The organism is Mycobacterium sp. 134, assembly GCF_048282715.1.
GTDB classification, from domain to species: Bacteria; Actinomycetota; Actinomycetes; order Mycobacteriales; family Mycobacteriaceae; genus Mycobacterium; species Mycobacterium septicum.
The window spans coordinates 4,543,201-4,559,677 of record NZ_JBLVUN010000008.1 but is presented as its reverse complement, the minus strand read 5'-3'; the positions used below and the strand labels follow the sequence as shown (position 1 = coordinate 4,559,677).

16 protein-coding genes are annotated in these 16,477 nt (G+C 65.8%); 12 read left to right on the top strand and 4 right to left on the bottom strand.

Features of this window, described 5'->3' with window-relative positions; all coding sequences use genetic code 11:
• Positions 1 to 18: 18 nt before the first annotated feature.
• Both ACNQVK_RS26460 and ACNQVK_RS26455 read right to left on the bottom strand, forming a co-directional pair.
• Positions 19 to 834, bottom strand: a complete 816-nt coding sequence (locus ACNQVK_RS26460) for an enoyl-CoA hydratase/isomerase family protein (protein WP_418031894.1) — start codon at positions 832 to 834, stop codon at positions 19 to 21.
• Between the two features lie 16 nt (positions 835 to 850).
• Positions 851 to 1,645 carry an enoyl-CoA hydratase/isomerase family protein gene (locus tag ACNQVK_RS26455; RefSeq protein WP_418031893.1) on the bottom strand — a complete coding sequence of 265 codons (795 nt, stop codon included), beginning with the start codon at positions 1,643 to 1,645 and terminating at the stop codon, positions 851 to 853.
• A 91-nt stretch (positions 1,646 to 1,736) separates the two neighbouring features.
• Here ACNQVK_RS26455 and ACNQVK_RS26450 point away from each other — a divergent pair, with 91 nt between their 5' ends.
• The 3 genes from ACNQVK_RS26450 to ACNQVK_RS26440 are packed head-to-tail and all read left to right on the top strand — an operon-like array spanning position 1,737 to position 4,606.
• Positions 1,737 to 2,510, top strand: a complete 774-nt coding sequence (locus ACNQVK_RS26450) for a FadR/GntR family transcriptional regulator (RefSeq protein WP_418031892.1) — start codon at positions 1,737 to 1,739, stop codon at positions 2,508 to 2,510.
• Positions 2,500 to 3,372 carry an enoyl-CoA hydratase/isomerase family protein gene (locus tag ACNQVK_RS26445; RefSeq protein ID WP_418031891.1) on the top strand — a complete coding sequence of 291 codons (873 nt, stop codon included), beginning with the start codon at positions 2,500 to 2,502 and terminating at the stop codon, positions 3,370 to 3,372. The genes ACNQVK_RS26450 and ACNQVK_RS26445 overlap by 11 nt, the downstream gene beginning before the upstream one ends.
• A gap of 52 nt (positions 3,373 to 3,424) precedes the next feature.
• Positions 3,425 to 4,606 carry a thiolase family protein gene (locus tag ACNQVK_RS26440; RefSeq protein WP_276127869.1) on the top strand — a complete coding sequence of 394 codons (1,182 nt, stop codon included), beginning with the start codon at positions 3,425 to 3,427 and terminating at the stop codon, positions 4,604 to 4,606.
• A gap of 61 nt (positions 4,607 to 4,667) precedes the next feature.
• On the opposite strand, the gene ACNQVK_RS26435 is transcribed toward ACNQVK_RS26440, so the two are convergent.
• Positions 4,668 to 5,435: a TetR/AcrR family transcriptional regulator gene (locus tag ACNQVK_RS26435; protein ID WP_418031890.1), complete on the bottom strand. Its 768-nt coding sequence runs from the start codon at positions 5,433 to 5,435 to the stop codon at positions 4,668 to 4,670.
• A 264-nt stretch (positions 5,436 to 5,699) separates the two neighbouring features.
• Here ACNQVK_RS26435 and ACNQVK_RS26430 point away from each other — a divergent pair, with 264 nt between their 5' ends.
• From ACNQVK_RS26430 to ACNQVK_RS26390, 9 genes are all read left to right on the top strand, one after another.
• On the top strand, positions 5,700 to 6,461 hold the full coding sequence (locus ACNQVK_RS26430; RefSeq protein ID WP_418031889.1) for a crotonase/enoyl-CoA hydratase family protein: 762 nt from the start codon (positions 5,700 to 5,702) through the stop codon (positions 6,459 to 6,461).
• A 41-nt stretch (positions 6,462 to 6,502) separates the two neighbouring features.
• Complete coding sequence (locus ACNQVK_RS26425) at positions 6,503 to 7,297, top strand: SDR family NAD(P)-dependent oxidoreductase (protein ID WP_418031888.1); 795 nt, start codon at positions 6,503 to 6,505, stop codon at positions 7,295 to 7,297.
• A gap of 17 nt (positions 7,298 to 7,314) precedes the next feature.
• Positions 7,315 to 8,322, top strand: coding sequence for a dihydrodipicolinate synthase family protein (locus ACNQVK_RS26420; protein WP_418031887.1), 1,008 nt, complete (start codon positions 7,315 to 7,317; stop codon positions 8,320 to 8,322).
• A gap of 111 nt (positions 8,323 to 8,433) precedes the next feature.
• Entirely contained in the window at positions 8,434 to 9,255 is an 822-nt protein-coding gene (locus ACNQVK_RS26415) for an enoyl-CoA hydratase (RefSeq protein WP_418031886.1), read from the top strand.
• A 4-nt stretch (positions 9,256 to 9,259) separates the two neighbouring features.
• Entirely contained in the window at positions 9,260 to 10,510 is a 1,251-nt protein-coding gene (locus ACNQVK_RS26410) for an amidohydrolase family protein (protein ID WP_418031885.1), read from the top strand.
• A gap of 8 nt (positions 10,511 to 10,518) precedes the next feature.
• Complete coding sequence (locus tag ACNQVK_RS26405) at positions 10,519 to 12,135, top strand: acyl-CoA synthetase (RefSeq protein WP_418031884.1); 1,617 nt, start codon at positions 10,519 to 10,521, stop codon at positions 12,133 to 12,135.
• Positions 12,132 to 12,977: an amidohydrolase family protein gene (locus ACNQVK_RS26400; protein WP_418031883.1), complete on the top strand. Its 846-nt coding sequence runs from the start codon at positions 12,132 to 12,134 to the stop codon at positions 12,975 to 12,977. The genes ACNQVK_RS26405 and ACNQVK_RS26400 overlap by 4 nt, the downstream gene beginning before the upstream one ends.
• Positions 12,977 to 14,050, top strand: a complete 1,074-nt coding sequence (locus tag ACNQVK_RS26395; protein WP_418031882.1) for an acyl-CoA dehydrogenase family protein — start codon at positions 12,977 to 12,979, stop codon at positions 14,048 to 14,050. The genes ACNQVK_RS26400 and ACNQVK_RS26395 overlap by 1 nt, the downstream gene beginning before the upstream one ends.
• A 12-nt stretch (positions 14,051 to 14,062) precedes the next feature.
• Entirely contained in the window at positions 14,063 to 15,253 is a 1,191-nt protein-coding gene (locus tag ACNQVK_RS26390; RefSeq protein WP_418031881.1) for an acyl-CoA dehydrogenase family protein, read from the top strand.
• A 12-nt stretch (positions 15,254 to 15,265) separates the two neighbouring features.
• Here ACNQVK_RS26390 and ACNQVK_RS26385 read toward each other — a convergent pair whose 3' ends face one another.
• Positions 15,266 to 16,366: a DUF6670 family protein gene (locus ACNQVK_RS26385; protein WP_418031880.1), complete on the bottom strand. Its 1,101-nt coding sequence runs from the start codon at positions 16,364 to 16,366 to the stop codon at positions 15,266 to 15,268.
• Positions 16,367 to 16,477: the final 111 nt, after the last annotated feature.

Genomic DNA, 16,477 nt, shown 5'->3' with positions numbered 1-16,477 from the left:
TCTTCGCGCGAGCGCTCATCAGCGTGCCTGCCAGTTGGGCTTGCGCTTCTCCACGAATGCCCGGGGTCCCTCCAGCGCATCCTCGGTCCGGACCACGCGCTCGCGGAACGTCTCGGCCAGGATCTCGCCCTCGTGCAACGGCAGATCGAGGGTCTTGTGAATGGCCAGCCGGGTTCCCCGGACCGCCAGCGGGGCGTTGAGGCAGACCGTGTCGGCGATCTCGTGGGCACGTGCCAGCAGCTTGTCATGTTCGACGATCTCGGTGATCAGTCCGAGTTCGTAGGCGCGCTCGACCGTCATGCGTTCGTGCTTGCCCATCAAGGCCATTCGCAACGCCACCGACCGCGGCAGGGCCTTGGCCAGTCGCACCATCTCGCGGGCGGCGACCAGGCCGATGCTGACGTGTGGGTCGAAGAACGTCGCCTTGTCCGAGGCGATGACGATGTCGCCGGTGGTGACCCAATCCAGGCCGGCGCCGCAGCAGATTCCGTTGATCGCCACCACGACGGGCTTGGCCATGCTGCGGAACGGCGGGGTGCCCTCCTGCGGCGCTTCCCACTGTTCGTAGGTGGACAGATACGGCCGTTCGTTGAGCACCTTTCCGTCGCCGGGGATCTCCTTGACGTCGGCGCCGGTGCAGAATGCGCGGCCGGTGGCGGTGACGATCATCAGCCAGACGTTGTCGTCGTTCTCGGCCTGGTCATAGGCGGCCCGCAACTCGGTGATCATGTGTGGGGACAGCGCATTGAGCGCGTCGGGCCGATTCAAGGTGATGGTGGCCTTGTGGCCGTCCACCTCGTACTTGATGGTGTCGTATGTCGCAAACGCAGTCATCTGTCCTCTTATTGTCTTATCGGCCTTGGAAATCCGGGTCGCGGCGGTCCCGGAACGCGGCCAGGCCCTCTTTGAAATCGGTGGTGCGGCAGGAGAGTTCCAAGTTGGACAGCTCCTGGTTGAGTGACTGGGAGAGCGTTGCGTGCTGGCCGTAGGCGATGGCCTGCTTGGCCAGCCCGATCGCGACGGTCGGTCCGGCGGCCAGCCGCGCCAACAAGGAGTCCACTGCCTCATCGAACTGGTTGGCGGCAACCGCATCGTGGATCAACCCCCAGTCGGCGGCCTGGGACCCGGTGACCTGCTCGCCGAGCAGCAGCATGCGCTTGGCCCTGGCCACCCCGGCCAGCCGGGGTAACAGCCAGGTCGCGCCGGAATCGGGGGTGAACCCGCGGCTCATGAACGGTTCCCAGAAGGTGGCGCCGGTGTCGGCGATGGTGAAGTCGGCGGCCAGTGCCAGGTTGCAGCCCAGCCCGACGGCCCAGCCCCGTACCGCACACACCACCGGCAGCTGGATGGTGGCGACCAGTTCGATGACGCGGTGCGCGGTGTGCGGGATCCGGCGGACCAGATCGCCGGTGCGGGGCCGCTGACCTGAATCGTTGGTGGCGACCCAGTCGGCCCCGGTGCAGAAGTTGTCACCGGCCCCGGTGATGGCGATCGCCCGCAGGGAATCGTCGTAAGCGGCCGCCGACAAGATGCCGACCAGCTCGTCGATCATCTTATGGTTCAACGAGTTACGCCGCGCCGGGCGGTCGAGGGTGATGCGCAGGGTGGAGTCCGCGCGGGACGTGGTCACCGAACCGTCACTCACCTGGATTCCAGCCTTTCCCAATCCATACAGTTGCCCATACAGTAGGCGATGCGGTTACTATCTTGTACAAGTTAGCAAGGAAAGGTCGCTGATGGAAGGACGCGCCAGGCGCATCCGGCAGCCTCGGGTTGCCGAGATCGTCGCGTCCAAACTGCGCGATGACATCCTGTCGGGCCGACTGCGGGAAGGCGACATCCTGCCCACCCAGGAGAGCCTGTTCCAGGAGTTCGGGGTCAGTCCACCGGCGTTGCGTGAGGCCATTCATCTCCTGGAGACCGACGGGTTGATCTCGGTCCGCCGCGGAAATGTCGGGGGAGCGGTGGTGCAGATGCCGTCGGCAGACCGCACCGCCCACATGATCGGCATGGTGCTGCAGACGCGGGCCGCCACGCCGGCCGACGTCAGCGAGGCCCTGCTACACCTTGAGCCGATCTGTGCGGGAATGTGCGCCGCGCGGGAGGACCGCGCCGTCGAGGTGGTGCCGTATCTGCGGGCCGAGATCGACCGTCAGGCAGACCAGTTCGACGACATCTCCCAGTATGTGCCCAACGCCCGCCGGTTCCACGAGGCCTTGGTATCCCGATGCGGCAACGAGCCGATGATCTTGCTGATCGGCTCGCTGGAGCTGATCTGGTCCACGCACGAATCCGGGGTGTGGACAGGTGAAGGCGAGGCGGGCATGACAGCCCCGACCATGCGGGCCGCATTGCGGGACCACCAACGGCTGGTGGACGCGATCGCCGACGGCAACACGGCCCGGGCGACCAAGCTCGCGGCCGACCATCTCACCGCGGCGCGGCGCACCACGCTGGCCGCTGACAACGACAAAACCATTGAAGCGAGGTTGATTTCGCATGACAGATGACCGGGTGCTCTTCGAGGTCGATGCGGACCACCGCATCGCCACCATCACGCTGAACAATCCCAAGCAGCGCAATTCCTATGACGCCGCGATGCGCGACGAGGTCGCGCGCTACCTCGACATCGTGGCCGACGACGACGACTTGACCGTGGTGCTGCTGCGCGGGGCCGAGGGCGTGTTCAGCACCGGTGCCGACATGAACAACGCGTATGGCTGGTATGGCGAGAAGGAGAGGGGCGAGGCTCCCAAGAAGAGTCGCCCAAGCCAGCGGCGCCGACTGACGGTGGACCGCAAGTCTTTTGGCTTTTACCACAACTTCATGGGCTTCCCGAAGGTCACCGTGGGCGAGATCAGCGGTTACGCACTGGGCGGTGGATTCGAGATGGCGTTGATGACCGACATCTCGGTGATCGCCCGTGATACCAGGATCGGGATGCCGGCCACCCGGTTCCTCGGCCCGGCGCTGGGCAGCCTGCACATGTTCTTCCACCGCCTCGGGCCGGTGCTGGCCCGGCGGATGCTGCTCACCGGGGACATCGTCGAGGCCGGTTCGATCGAGCACCTCGGCGTCTTCACCGACACGTGCGATGCCGATCAGGTGACGGCGCGGGCGCAGTACTGGGCGGCCAAGGCGGCCAAGATGCCGGCCGACGGGGTGGTGATCGCCAAGGAGGCGTTCCGGCTCGTCGAGCAGAGTCAGGCATACCAGGGCGAGGAGGTGGCCAGCTACATCTTCCACGCCTACGGCACCAACCTGCAGTTTTCGCCAGGTGAGTTCAACTTCGTCAAGACCCGCGCGCAGCATGGCACGAAGGAAGCGTTCCGCCTGCGCGACGAGCATTTCCACGTCCCCGAACCGCAGTAGAAACCCGTCCTGATACCGTTACAGAAACACGATATAGCGTAAAGGTGGAACCATGCCAACACCCGTCATCGTGGGCGCTGCCCGCACAGCGATCGGCCGTTCCTTCAAGGGGACCCTGGTCAACACCCCGCCGGAAACCCTGATCACCACCGTCCTGCCCGAGGTCGTGCGTCGCGCCGGCATCGCCCCAGAGGCCATCGATGATCTGATCTTCGCCGAATCCAACTACGGTGGCGGCGACATCGCGCGCTACGCAGCCGACGCACTGGGCTGGCAGTCCGTGCCCGGCCAGGCCGTCAACCGGCACTGCGCCGGATCGCTCACCGCGATCGGCAACGCGTCGGCCCAGATCGGCTCCGGCATGGAGCGGGTCCTGATCGCCGGCGGTGTGCAGTCGCTGTCCTCGTCGCCGCTGATGAAGTGGCGCGTTCCGGGATTCGGGCCCGAGATCGAGTTCATCGAACCGTGGATGACCCCGACGCACGTGGAGACCCCCGATGCGCCGATGCGGGACATGTCGATCACGGTCGGCTGGAACACCGCACAGGCCGCCGGGATCACCCGCGAGGACATGGACGCCTGGGCCGCGCGGTCGCACCAGCGGGCCATCGCCGCGATCGACGCGGGCAAGTTCCTCGACGAGATCGTGCCGTTGAAGGTCAACCAGCCCGACGGCTCGGTCATCGAGTTCAGCGTCGACGAGCACCCGCGCCGCGGCACCACCGCCGAGAAGCTCGCCGAACTCAAGGTCCTGCACCCGGAGATCGAAGGATTCTCCATCACCGCGGGCAACAGCAGCGGCACCAACGACGCTGCCGCTGCTGTCGCGCTGGTCGGCGACGACTACGCGGCCGCGGAGAACCTCAACGTGATGGCCAAGGTCCGGGCGTGGGGCGCGGTCGGCGTCGCCGCTCGTGACACCGGACTGGGCGGCGTCGAGGTAATCGGCAAGGTCCTGGACCGGGCCGGGCTCAAGCCCTCGGATGTCGCGCTGTGGGAGATCAACGAGGCGTTCGCCTCGGTGCCGATCGCCGCTGTGCGCAAGTACGGCATCGACGAGGAACTGGTGAACTTCTCCGGCAGCGGCTGCAGCCTCGGCCACCCGATCTCGGCCTCCGGTGCCCGCATGGTCACCACCCTGATCTACGAACTGCAGCGCCGCGGTGGCGGTATCGGCGTGGCCGCGATGTGCGCCGGCGGCGGCCAGGGTGGCGGGCTGGTCATCGAGGTCTAGAGAAGGTTGGCCCTGTGTCCCCGGCGCGAACATCCGAGAAGGATGTGCCGGGGACGCGGAGTCAGCTGGCCGCGGCCTTCCGGCGGGCAGGTGCCTTCTTGGCCGGTTTACCGGCATTCGCCTCGATCCGCTGCGCGGCGTGGTCGAGGATGCACTCCAGGCCGTACTCGAAGTTCTTCTCGTCGGCCGCCCCGATGCGGTGCCCCTCGCTGGTGACCTGCGCCAGCAGCGGGGTCACCTCGGGGTCGATGACCATGGTCTCTTCGTAGTCGCCGGGCGCGTTGTCGGTGGCCCGGTTCTTCTCGTAGAGGCGGTGCAGCACAACCGACCCGCGGACGTGTACAGACACGGCGGAATACGTGTCGAAGGCGTCCTCGACGGACAGTCCTGCCTCGACGAGTCCGGAGATCGCGGTCTCCATCTCCTGCACGCCCAGGCGGGCGGCGCGCGGGCTCAGGGCCGAGCGAATGAGAATGAGATCACACAGAATGGGGTTACCCATGAAGGCTTTTCGCATGGTCCTGGCGTGGTTGGCCAGTGACTCGCGCCAGTCCTTGGCCTCCACGTAGGGGGTGGCGACGACGAACTCGCGCAGTGCGCGGTCGGTCATCGCATTGAGCAGGTCGTCCTTCTTGCGGAAGTACCAGTAGATGCTCGTGACACCGACGCCCAGATGTTTGCCCAGCAGCGGCATGCTGAGGTTGTCGATCGACACCTGCTCGGCGAGTTCGAAAGCGCCGTTGATGATGTCGTCGGGATTGATGGACCCGCGTTCGCGCCGTTGACGTTTCTCAGCGGTCGGTTGCTTTGCCACTGCGGGCACCTCCATCGAAATCGAATCTGCTCAAGTCGTCCCTGTGCCGCGGTTCAATCGCAGGTGAATTTACCGCCGGCCGCCACCTGAACTGCGCCTATGCGCGCGTGTCGCGGGGTCTTGTCGCTGTCAACCTTACCGGTAGCCCTTCCGTGGGTGCCTTCCACCGTTGGCGACGACGCGTCGCTCGGGCATGGCCGACGGGGTGCCGCCTTTGTACTGTAAACACTATAGTAGGCTTTTCCGGGTTATTGGGCTTCGTGAGCGAAGGGGCAATTGGTGTCGGAAGAAGTTCTGCGGGAGCGTCGGGGTCGGACGCTCGTCATCACGATCAATCGTCCGGAAGCGCGCAATGCGTTCAATCTTGCGGTGGTCCAAGGGCTCGCCGATGCCATGGACGAACTCGACGACACCCCCGAGCTGTCGGTGGCCGTCCTCACCGGGGCCGGCGGAAACTTCTGCGCAGGCATGGACCTCAAGGCGTTCGCTTCGGGGGAACTGCCCTACGTTCCCGGGCGCGGCGCGGGTTTCACCGAGCGTCCGCCGCGCAAGCCGCTGATCGCCGCTGTCGAAGGGTTCGCCCTCGCCGGTGGGACCGAGCTGGTCCTGGCGACCGACCTCGTGGTCGCCTCCAAGGTCGCGAAGTTCGGCATCCCCGAGGTCAAGCGTGGTCTGGTCGCCGGGGGCGGTGGCCTGCTGCGGCTGCATCAGCGCATCCCTTACCAGAAGGCGATGGAACTCGCGCTCACCGGCGACAGCTTCACCGCCGAGGAGGCCGCCGCATGGGGTTTCGTCAACAAACTGACCGAGCCCGGTGAGGCGCTCGACGGTGCGCTCGGACTTGCCGATCGGATCACCGCCAACGGCCCGCTGGCCGTGGCCGTGACCAAGGAGATCATCGCGTCGTCGGCGGAGTGGTCGGCCGACGAGATGTGGAAGAAGCAGGGCGAACTGCTCGGACCCGTCTTCTCCTCCAACGACGCCAAGGAAGGTGCGATCGCCTTCGCCGAGAAGCGCGCACCCAATTGGACCGGTTCCTAGGCCTGCGGGCAGGAGCGAAGCGGCCGGGGAACTGATTCGTCATGGATCTCGGATTCGCAGGTGCGGCCACCGTCGTCGTGGGCGGTGGCCGGGGGATGGGCTTCGCGACGGCCCGATGTCTGGCCGAGGACGGTGCGCGGATCGCGATCCTCGGGCGGTCCCGCGACGTACTCGACGCTGCCGCAACGGAGCTGGTCCGCCTGGGATCGCCGGAGGCGGTGGCGATCGTGGCCGATACCTCGGACAGCTCCCAGGTCGAGCGGGCCTTCGCCGACGTGGGCGAGCGTTGGGGTGAGATCAACGCGCTGATCAACACGGTCGGCCCGGGGGCCGCGGGCAACTTCGAGGAGCTGACCGACGACCAGTGGCAGGAGGCGTTCGACGCCGGCCTCATGGGCATGGTGCGCTGCGTGCGTACGGCGTTGCCGTTGCTGCGCAACGCCGAATGGGCGCGCATCGTCAACTTTTCGGCCCACTCCACCCAGCGGCAGAGCACGCGGCTGCCGGCCTATACCGCGGCCAAGGCTGCCGTCAACAGCGTGTCCAAGAACCTGTCATTGTTGCTGGCCAAGGACGAGATCATGGTCAACGTGGTTTCCCCGGGCAGCATCTCGTCGGAGTCGCTGCGGGGCTGGGCCGGCACGGTGGGTGTCGACGGCGACGACCCATATGCGTTGATGGCCGCCATCGACGAGCATTTCGGGCATCCCGCCCACCTGCCCCGTGCCGGACTTCCCAGCGAAATCGGTCCTGTCGCAGCATTTCTCGCATCCAAGCGCAACTCGTACATGACTGGTGCGAATATCAACGTCGACGGCGGTAGCGACTTTATCTGACCCAGGAGGAGCACGATATGGCGACGGCGGCCGAAGCGCGGGACTGGGCGCGGGATGCACTGCGTGGAATCGGTGACTCGCTCTATACCCCGTTCCGCGGAACCGACGGCGACGACATCGACTGGGATGCCTACCGGCACCTGGTGCGTTACTGCGCCGGCGATCTCGCTCACCAGATGCTCTGGTGCACCAGCGGTTTGGCCGAGTTCTGGGCGCTGACCCTGGCTGAGCGCAAGCAACTGCTCGAGGTGGCGATCCAGGAGGGACGCCGGGCCAATCCGGGTGTCGTGATTCAGGCCTGCACCGCGGCGACGTCGGCCAAGGACTGTCTGGAGCTCACGCTGCATGCTCAGCAGGCGGGAGCCGACATCGTCTACATCCAGACGCCGATGATGGAGGCGCACGCCGGAGAGGGCGTTCTGCGCTTCTTCCGCTACATCGCCGATCGCACGGATATCGCGCTGGGAATGTTCAACTCACCGTCCTCGGGGTACGTGCTGACACCCGACGAAAGCGCCCGGATCGCCGAGGCGATCCCGGCCGTCTGCGCCACCAAGGAGGGGGCGTTCCGGCCCGCGGCGAGCCGCCGACTGCATGAACTGGCGCCGTATCTGGCGGTCTGGGAATGCGACACCACGGTGTACCGGGCCGGCTGGCTGCGGGAGGGCATCGTCTGCCCGGCCCAGTTGGGCACGGCCGGATACCTCTATGAGACCCCGCAGCGCCGCATCTTCACCGAGTACTGGGACCTGGTGTACGCGGACCGGCTCATCGAGGCGATGGACTTCGGCCGGGAGTCCGGGTTGGACCAGTTCAGCCTCGACATGGGGTCCTGGTTCACCTGTTATCCGGGCCGCGCCGACTATTTCACCCACTGGGCCGACGCGTTCAAATACGCGGCCTCGGTGCTGGGCCTGCCCATCGGCGACTACCCGCATTCCCGTCCGCCCCAGGCAATGCTGCCGGATGCTGCGAAGACCCAGATCGAGACCGCTTATCGAAAGCTCGGTTTGATCGGCGCCTGAACCGTCTTTATGCAGGTCGAAGCGGCAGCGCCAGGCTTGCGGAATGCACTACCGATAGGTATACAGTATGTATGTCTGAACGGCTGGTGTGGCATCGGGAGGTAGCGGCGCATGACGGTCGCTGACAGTGTGGGAACCGAGGCGGTCCTCTATGAGGTCACCGACGGAGGGGTTGCGGTTATCACCCTCAACCGTCCCGATCGGCTGAACTCCTGGGGTGCGGACATCTCCGCCGGTGTCTACGCGAGTTTCGATCGCGCCGAAGCTGATCCGGCGGTCCGGGCGATCGTGCTGACCGGTAGCGGACGCGGGTTCTGCGCCGGCGCCTACATGGGCGCCATGCAGGATCTGGGCGCCAGCATCAACGAAGACACCGATGTCAGCAAGATCGTCGGCGAACGTCACCCGCACTTTCTCACCGAGTTGCGCAAGCCGGTCGTCGCCGCCATCAACGGGGCGTGCGTCGGCATCGGCCTCACCCACGCGCTGATGTGCGATGTCCGATTCGCGGCGGCCGGCGCGAAATTCGCCACCGCCTTCCCACGCCGCGGGCTGATCGGCGAATACGGCATCACCTGGATCCTGCCTCGACTGGCCGGCTGGGGCGCCTCGGCGGACCTGTTGTTGTCCGGCCGGACATTCTTCGCCGAGGAGGCCGCCGCGCTCGGGTTGGTGAAAGAGGTTGTCGCGCCTGAGGATCTGCTGACCCGCGCCCTGGAATACGCGGAGGATCTGGCCCGCAACTGCTCGCCGGCTTCAATGGCGGTGATCAAGGGCCAGCTCTACGGCGACGCCAATGACAACGTCGTCGACGTCAGCGACCGCGCCGAGAAACTCATGCACGAGTCCATGGTCCGCCCCGATCTCGTCGAGGGCATCACCGCATTCTTCGAAAAACGGCCCCCGAACTTCCCGCCCCTGAAAGAAGGTTGATGACATGACCGAAGCTCCCGAACGGCTTCCGTACCTCGCCGTCGACGTCGACAACCATTACTACGAGCCGATCGATGCGTTCACCCGGCACCTGCCCAAGGAGTTCCGGAGCCGTGGCGTGCAGATGGTGCAAGACGGCAAACGCACCATGGCGATGTTCGGTGGGACGGTCAACCATTTCATCCCCAACCCCACCTTCGATCCCATCATCGAACCGGGCTGCCTGGATCTGCTGTTCCGTGGCGAGATCCCCGAAGGGGTGGACCCAGCGTCACTGATGAAGGTCGACCGGCTCGCTGACCATCCCGAGTACCAGAATCGCGATGCCCGGGTGAAAGTCCTGGATCGCCAGAGCCTGGAAACCGTGTTCATGCTGCCGACCTTCGCCTGCGGTGTGGAGGAAGGGCTCAAGCACGACATCGAGGCCACCATGGCCTCGGTGCACGCCTTCAATCTGTGGCTCGACGAGGACTGGGGATTCGACCGGCCCGACGGCCGCTTCGTATCGGCGCCCATCATCTCGCTGGCCGATCCCGAAAAGGCTGTCGAGGAAGTCGAATTCGTGCTGAGCCGCGGCGCCAAGCTCGTCTGTGTGCGGCCGGCGCCGGTACCGGGTGCGGTCAGGCCCCGCTCACTCGGTGACCCGCTGCACGATCCGGTGTGGGCACGCCTGGCCGAAGCCGGCGTCCCGGTCGTCTTCCATCTCTCTGACTCCGGGTACATGGCGGTCCCGGCGTTGTGGGGCGGTAGCGGGGTGTTCAAGGGGTTCGGCAAGCGTGATCCGCTCGACATGGTGATCATGGACGACCGCGCCATCCACGACACCATGGCTTCGATGATCGTGCACCAGGTGTTCACCCGGCATCCCAAGCTCAGGGTCGTGAGCATCGAGAACGGCTCCTACTTCGTCTACCGGCTGATCAAGCGGCTCAAGAAGGCCGCCAACAACGCGCCGTATCACTTCACGGAGGATCCGGTCGAGCAGCTGCGTAACAACGTCTGGATCGCGCCGTACTACGAGGATGACGTGAAGCTGCTCGCCGACACCATCGGCGTCGACAAGATCCTGTTCGGTTCCGACTGGCCCCACGGCGAGGGGCTCGCGGATCCGACCACGTTCACCGCCGACATCCCGCAGTTCCCCGAGTTCAGCCTCGAGGACACCCGGAAAGTCATGCGCGACAACGCGCTTGCCCTGCTCGGTGACGTGAACCGGACCGCCCCTGGCGCCCGGCACCTCACGGTACCGGCGTAGTCGCCGGCATGGCCGAGTGGACGATCGGCGCCGTCGTCGATGCGATCGCCGAGGCGGTACCCGACCGGGAGATGACGGTGTGCGGCACCCGCCGCACCACCTTCGCGCAGGGGGCCGAACTGACCCGGCGGCTGGCCAACTTTCTGGCCTCGCGCGGGCTGGGCGCGTACCGGGAGCGTCGGGATCTGAACCGGTGGGAATGCGGTCAGGACGTGGTCGCGCTCGTGATGCACAACGACCGGTACCCCGAGATGGTGATCGGTTGCCTCAAGGCGCGGACGGTCCCGGTGAATGTGAACTACTACTACTCGCCGGGTGAGGTGGCCGACCTGCTGGCCTACCTGAAGCCCCGCGCGGTGATCTACCACCGATCGCTGGGGGCCAGGTTCAAAGATGTCCTCGGAACAGGCACAGTCGAGGTGCTGATCTCCGTCGACGACGGTGACGGTGCCGAGTTGCCGGGTGCGGTCTCCCTGGAAGACGCACTCGCCCAAGGGGATACGGAGCGTTCAGGCTCGGCTTCGCCCGATGACCTGCTGATGGTCTGTACGGGTGGCACGACCGGTCGTCCCAAGGGCGTGATGTGGCGTCAGGGCGACATCTACGTGTCATCGATGAACGGCGCCGACCACGACCAGGTGGGCGAGATCCACGACAAGGTGGCCAATGCCGGCCCGCCGTGGTTCGCGGTGTCGCCGTTGATGCATGCCGCCGGGATGTGGACCGCGTTCTCCGGTCTCCTCTCCGGCCAGACCGTGGTGCTGCACGACACCAAGCCACGCTTCGACCCGCGCACGGTGCTCGAAACCGCGCAGCGGGAGCGGATCGGGCTGATGACGATGGTCGGCGACGCCTACGCCGCGCCGATCGTCGAGGAGCTCGGCCGGCGTTCCTACGACCTGTCGTCGATGTTCGCGATCGGCACGGGTGGCGCGGCCACCAACCCGAAACATCAACGTGCGCTGCTGGAACACATCCCGCAGATCACCATCATCAACGGATTCGGCTCTTCGGAGACCGGCAACATGGGATTCGGCCACACCCAGCGCGAGACCCCGACCGCCGAAACCTTCCAGTTGCGGGCCGGTGGGCTCGTGCTCGCCGACGATTACTCCCGCTTCCTCGATCCCGGCGACGCCGAGGTGGGCTGGGTGGCGCGCAACGGCCGAATCCCGCTCGGCTACTTCAATGACGAAGCGGCGACGGTGAAAACCTTCCCCGAGGTGGCCGGTGAACGGGTGGTGGTCTCGGGTGACCGCGCCTCGCTCGACGCCGACGGCACCCTGCGCCTGTTGGGGCGGGACTCGTTGGTGGTCAACACCGGTGGCGAGAAGGTGTTCGTCGAGGAGATCGAAGAAGTCCTGCGTGCACATCCTCAGGTGGTGGATGCGCTGGCCGTCGGTCGGCCCAGTGCGCGGTGGGGTGAAGAAGTCGTCGCGCTGGTGGCAGTGCGGGATGCGGTCGACGCAGCAGCTCTCCGGGAGCACTGCGCGACCCGGCTGGCCCGGTTCAAACTTCCCAAGGATGTGTTGTTCGTCGAGGAGATTCGCAGACTCGGCAACGGCAAGGCCGACTATCGCTGGGCGAAGAGCCTGGCCTCGGAACAGGCGGAGATCAAAGCATGACACGCGCAGAGAACCGAGTGATCGACTGTCTGGCCAACGTGCACTTCGGCGAGACCGAGAACCAGCCCACCTTCATGAAGAAGGTGCGCGACGACTACTTCAAGGGTCCGAAGTCGATGTATGACCCCATCGACCTGTCGGAGATGCTCGACGAGATGGACACCCACGGTGTGCGCAAGGCGATCCTGATGGATTCCCTGGCCAAACCGTCGGTGACAGCGCGAAAGTTTGTCGAGGCGCACCCCGACCGCTTCGCGCTGGCGATGGGTGGGGTCAACCTGTTGCGCCCCATCCCGTCGCTGCGTGAACTCGCAGCCGTTGTGGCCGACCTCCCGGTCGCCTATACCGTTGTGGGACCCAGCTTCTGGGGAGACGGGCAGTACCCGCCGAGCGACGCGGTGTATTACCCGCTGTACACCAAATGCGCCGAGATGGAACTGCCGCTGTGCGTCAACACGGGCATTCCCGGCCCGCCGATTCCGGGTGAGGTGCAGAACCCCATCCACCTCGACCGCGTCTGCGTGCGGTTCCCGGAGTTGAAGCTGTGCATGATCCACGGCGCAGATCCGTGGTGGGACATCGCGATCCGGATGCTGATCAAATACCAGAACCTGCGGTTGATGACGTCGGCGTGGTCGCCGAAGCGACTGCCGGAGAGCCTGTTGCACTTCATGCGGACCCGTGGCAAGGGCAAGGTCATCTTCGCCTCGGATTTCCCGGTGTTGCGGATGCAGCGCGTCGTGCCCGAGGCGCTGGCGCTCGACCTGCCGGCTGATGTGCTGGACAACTACCTCTACAACAATGCCGCGGAGTTCTTCTTCGGCGAGAATCAGGAGAGCTGATGGACCGCTACGAACTGCGCAGGCTGGATTACAGCCTGACCGAGGACCACATCGACCTGCAGACCGCGTACCGGCAGTTCTTCAAGACGCACTCCGACATCGAGACGGTGCGTGCGGCCGAACCATCGGGCTTCGACAAGAGTCTGTGGGAGCGGTTGTGCGCCATGGGTGCCACCACGATGGCACTCCCGGAAACCGTGGGCGGTGACGGGGCAACGCTGGTCGATCTGACCCTGGTGGCCGAGGAGATCGGCCGCTCGCTGGCCCCGGTGCCGTGGATCGACCATGTGGTGGCGGCGCGGCTACTGGCCCGACTTGGCGCGCTGGACGCCGACGACGCAGAGGAGATCGTCAACGGAACCCGGTTGGTCGCCTTCGACCCCCAGCAGGTTGCCCCCAGCGGCACTCGGCTGATCCCGGCCGGCTCCGTTGCCGACCACATCATCGTTCGGGACGGCAAGGATGACGGTGCGGTTGCGCAGTTGAGTTTCTCGACGCGCCCGGCCCGGGTGGACAACATCGGGAAGCTCCCGATGGCCTGGGTGGATCCGGCGACCGCTGACAGCCGGGTGGTGCTGGCCGATGGTGAACAGGCGCTGGCGGCCTATCAGCGCGCGTTGGATGAATGGCGCCTGCTGACCGCGGCGGCTCTGGTGGGTCTGGTCGAGGAAACCATGACGATCGCCGCCGAGTTCGCCAAGTCCCGGTACACCTTGGGCGTACCGATCGGGACGCTGCAGGGTATTTCACACCCGCTGGCCAACATCGCGATCACTGTCCAGAGTGGGCGTGGTCTGGTGCGCCGGGCGGCGTGGTTCCTCGACAACGAGCCCGACGAACGGCCCGAACTCGCGCCGTCGGCGTTCGTGTTCATGGCCGAAGAAGCCGCCAAGGCCGCCACCACGGCGGTACACGTGCAGGGTGGCCTCGGGGTGTCCGCGGAGGCGGCAGCCACCGCGTATCTGGTGCGTGCCCGCGGCTGGGCGCTGGCCGGCGGTGATCCGGGCGCGACCGCGGTGCACATCGCCCGCATCGTGGCGGACCGCGAGAGTCGTGAAGTTTCAAAGGTTTAGGGGATAACTACAGTGGATTTCTCACAGGTCGAACTGTCCGCCGAGGACGAGGCTTTCCGCACCGAGGTACGGGATTTTCTGGCGCGTGTGGTGACCGAAGACGTCATCCGGCGGGATCGCGAGACCGGCGACAACTTCGACGAGGGTGTGCACCTGGCCCTGGGCGCCGCAGGCTATCTGGAAAAAGAATGGAAGACCGAGGCCGACGGCGGGTTCTCCCGGGTGCGCAGGCGGATCTGGGAGCTGGAGAAGCGCCGCGCCGAGGTGCCCTGGGTGACCTGGGGGACCACTGCCATGGTGGCGCGATCGGTCGCGAAGTTCGCCTCCCCGGAAATCCGCGACGACGTGCTGCGCGGGGTGTTCGACGGCACCGTTCGGTTGTGCCTGGGCTACACCGAACCCGAGGGTGGCTCTGATGTGGCGACCTGCAAGACCCGCGCGGTCCGTGACGGCGACCAATGGGTTGTCAACGGTTCCAAGATGTTCACCACCGGCGCGCACAACTGCCAGTACGTCTTCCTGATCACCAACACCGATCCGGAGGCGCCCAAACACAAGAGCCTCACCATGTTCCTGGTGCCTCTGGATTCGGAGGGTATCGAGATCCAGGGCATCCGTACCGTCGACGGTGACCGCACCAACATCGTGTACTACTCCGATGTTCGGGTCGACGACAAGTACCGACTCGGTGACGTCAACGGCGGTTGGACGGTGGTCCGTGAACCGCTCGACGCCGAGCACGGCGCGGTCGCGGCCGCCGACGACGGCCTGGCCGATGTCGCGATCATGATGCATCAGGCCGGATTCATGGCCGAGGCTGCCGACAACGTCGCAGCTCTGGTCGGCACCCCGGATGCCAGTGGCCGTGCCGCGGTCGACGATGGCTCGGTCGCATATCGGTTGGGGCGCAGTGTGGCTCGGTTGGAGGCATCGCTGTCTTCGCCCAGCATTTTCGGTCGGGTGGCGTTGGCACAGACCATGCGTGACATCGCCCCGGATCTGATGGACATCGCGGGATCAGTGGCCGCACTGCCGATCGGGGCCGACGGGGGAGCCGATGACCGCAGTGAGTACGTGTACCGCTTCGCGCCGCTGGTCGGCATCTACGGCGGCACCCTCGAGGTGTTCCGCAACATGATCGCTCAGCATGTGCTCGGCCTCGGCAAGCCAAATTATTCGGCCCCCAAGGCGAAGGCTTCATAGCGTCCGGGCAAACTACATGTCCGAGGGTGCCGAGATCTCGATCGGCGTGCGCTGGGTATCGACCCATTCGAGGTATCCGGAACCGTCGACGGGTTTTCCGAGGTACTTGCCGCGAAAGCTGTACGCGCCCACGTAACCACGGCCGTGCCCGTACCGCAGCGGGGTGTCGACGCTGCAGTCGAGGGTGAGCACGGGGCTGTTGCCGTCGCTCACGGTCCACTGAAACCGTTGGGGGACAGCCATGCTGCGTCCGAGGTCATCGATCATCGGGGTGTCGCGGTACTCGATCACGTCCATCCGGGTGTCGGCGTAGACGTCGGTCTTCCCGCCGAGGACGCGCAGATGCGCCAGGCGGCAGGCGATTCGGCCGCGGGCACGGACATCGGTCAGCAGGAACTGGGTGTTGTCGTCGAGATTGACGATCTGGTAGGTGAAGAAGTCGACCGGAAGTTTCAGGCGGTCGGGCAGCGGCCGTGAGGTCAGCGACTGATGGGTCAGGAATCGCGCGTACTCGACGGTGCCGAGCCCGCTCACGGTGCTGACTCCCGACTCGTCTTCGATGGTTCCGGAGTAGGTGGCCAGCAGGCTGAGGTGGTCGTAGACGGGGCTCTTCACGAAGTACGAGACCTGATCAGTGGCGATCAGTTCCAAGTCCGCCGAAAAGTGTTGGTAGCGGGCGGTTACGGTGACGCGCGGATGGGTCACGTCGATGGTGAGATCGTCGCCCCAGCGCAGGTGTGCCCCGTCGTCGGTGAAAGTGCAGTCATGGGCCGTGTCGTAGGCGCGGTAGTGGTGCTGGTCCGGCGCGGCCGTGGAGGACAGGACAGTGGCGGTGTGCCTGGCATCCGGGGCGGTCAGATAGTCGTTGTCGAACAGTTCCGTGCCGGTCGCCCCGATCAGCGTCATCGTGTTCAAGTAGCGGTGGGGTGCCGGCAGTTGTGGGATGAAGACGCCGTAGTGGGTTGCGGTCCACGGCCCGCTGGTGGCATGTGGGCGCAGCATGCTCGCGGAGTCGAAAGGTTGCCGCGATGCCGGCACACGCCGATCGACGAGAGGCCGCAGCCCGTCGAGAACGAGCCGTGAAAGCGCTCGCGAGATGGGTTGGCCCGTCATCGGTGGCCTCCGTCGCTGATCGATGCCATAACGCCCCCAATCGGTGTCCGCGGTCCGGTCCGCTACACGTCCCCAAGCGGTAACCTACGATGAAGTGACCGATAGGTCAAT

Coding starts and splice junctions, on each gene's coding strand:
- ACNQVK_RS26395 (WP_418031882.1), top strand. CDS start 12,977: ATGGACCGCTACGAACTGCGCAGGCTGGATTACAGCCTGACCGAGGAC.
- ACNQVK_RS26385 (WP_418031880.1), bottom strand. CDS start 16,366: ATGACGGGCCAACCCATCTCGCGAGCGCTTTCACGGCTCGTTCTCGAC.
- ACNQVK_RS26400 (WP_418031883.1), top strand. CDS start 12,132: ATGACACGCGCAGAGAACCGAGTGATCGACTGTCTGGCCAACGTGCAC.
- ACNQVK_RS26420 (WP_418031887.1), top strand. CDS start 7,315: ATGGCGACGGCGGCCGAAGCGCGGGACTGGGCGCGGGATGCACTGCGT.
- ACNQVK_RS26415 (WP_418031886.1), top strand. CDS start 8,434: ATGACGGTCGCTGACAGTGTGGGAACCGAGGCGGTCCTCTATGAGGTC.
- ACNQVK_RS26405 (WP_418031884.1), top strand. CDS start 10,519: ATGGCCGAGTGGACGATCGGCGCCGTCGTCGATGCGATCGCCGAGGCG.
- ACNQVK_RS26410 (WP_418031885.1), top strand. CDS start 9,260: ATGACCGAAGCTCCCGAACGGCTTCCGTACCTCGCCGTCGACGTCGAC.
- ACNQVK_RS26440 (WP_276127869.1), top strand. CDS start 3,425: ATGCCAACACCCGTCATCGTGGGCGCTGCCCGCACAGCGATCGGCCGT.
- ACNQVK_RS26425 (WP_418031888.1), top strand. CDS start 6,503: ATGGATCTCGGATTCGCAGGTGCGGCCACCGTCGTCGTGGGCGGTGGC.
- ACNQVK_RS26450 (WP_418031892.1), top strand. CDS start 1,737: ATGGAAGGACGCGCCAGGCGCATCCGGCAGCCTCGGGTTGCCGAGATC.
- ACNQVK_RS26445 (WP_418031891.1), top strand. CDS start 2,500: ATGACAGATGACCGGGTGCTCTTCGAGGTCGATGCGGACCACCGCATC.
- ACNQVK_RS26435 (WP_418031890.1), bottom strand. CDS start 5,435: ATGGAGGTGCCCGCAGTGGCAAAGCAACCGACCGCTGAGAAACGTCAA.
- ACNQVK_RS26460 (WP_418031894.1), bottom strand. CDS start 834: ATGACTGCGTTTGCGACATACGACACCATCAAGTACGAGGTGGACGGC.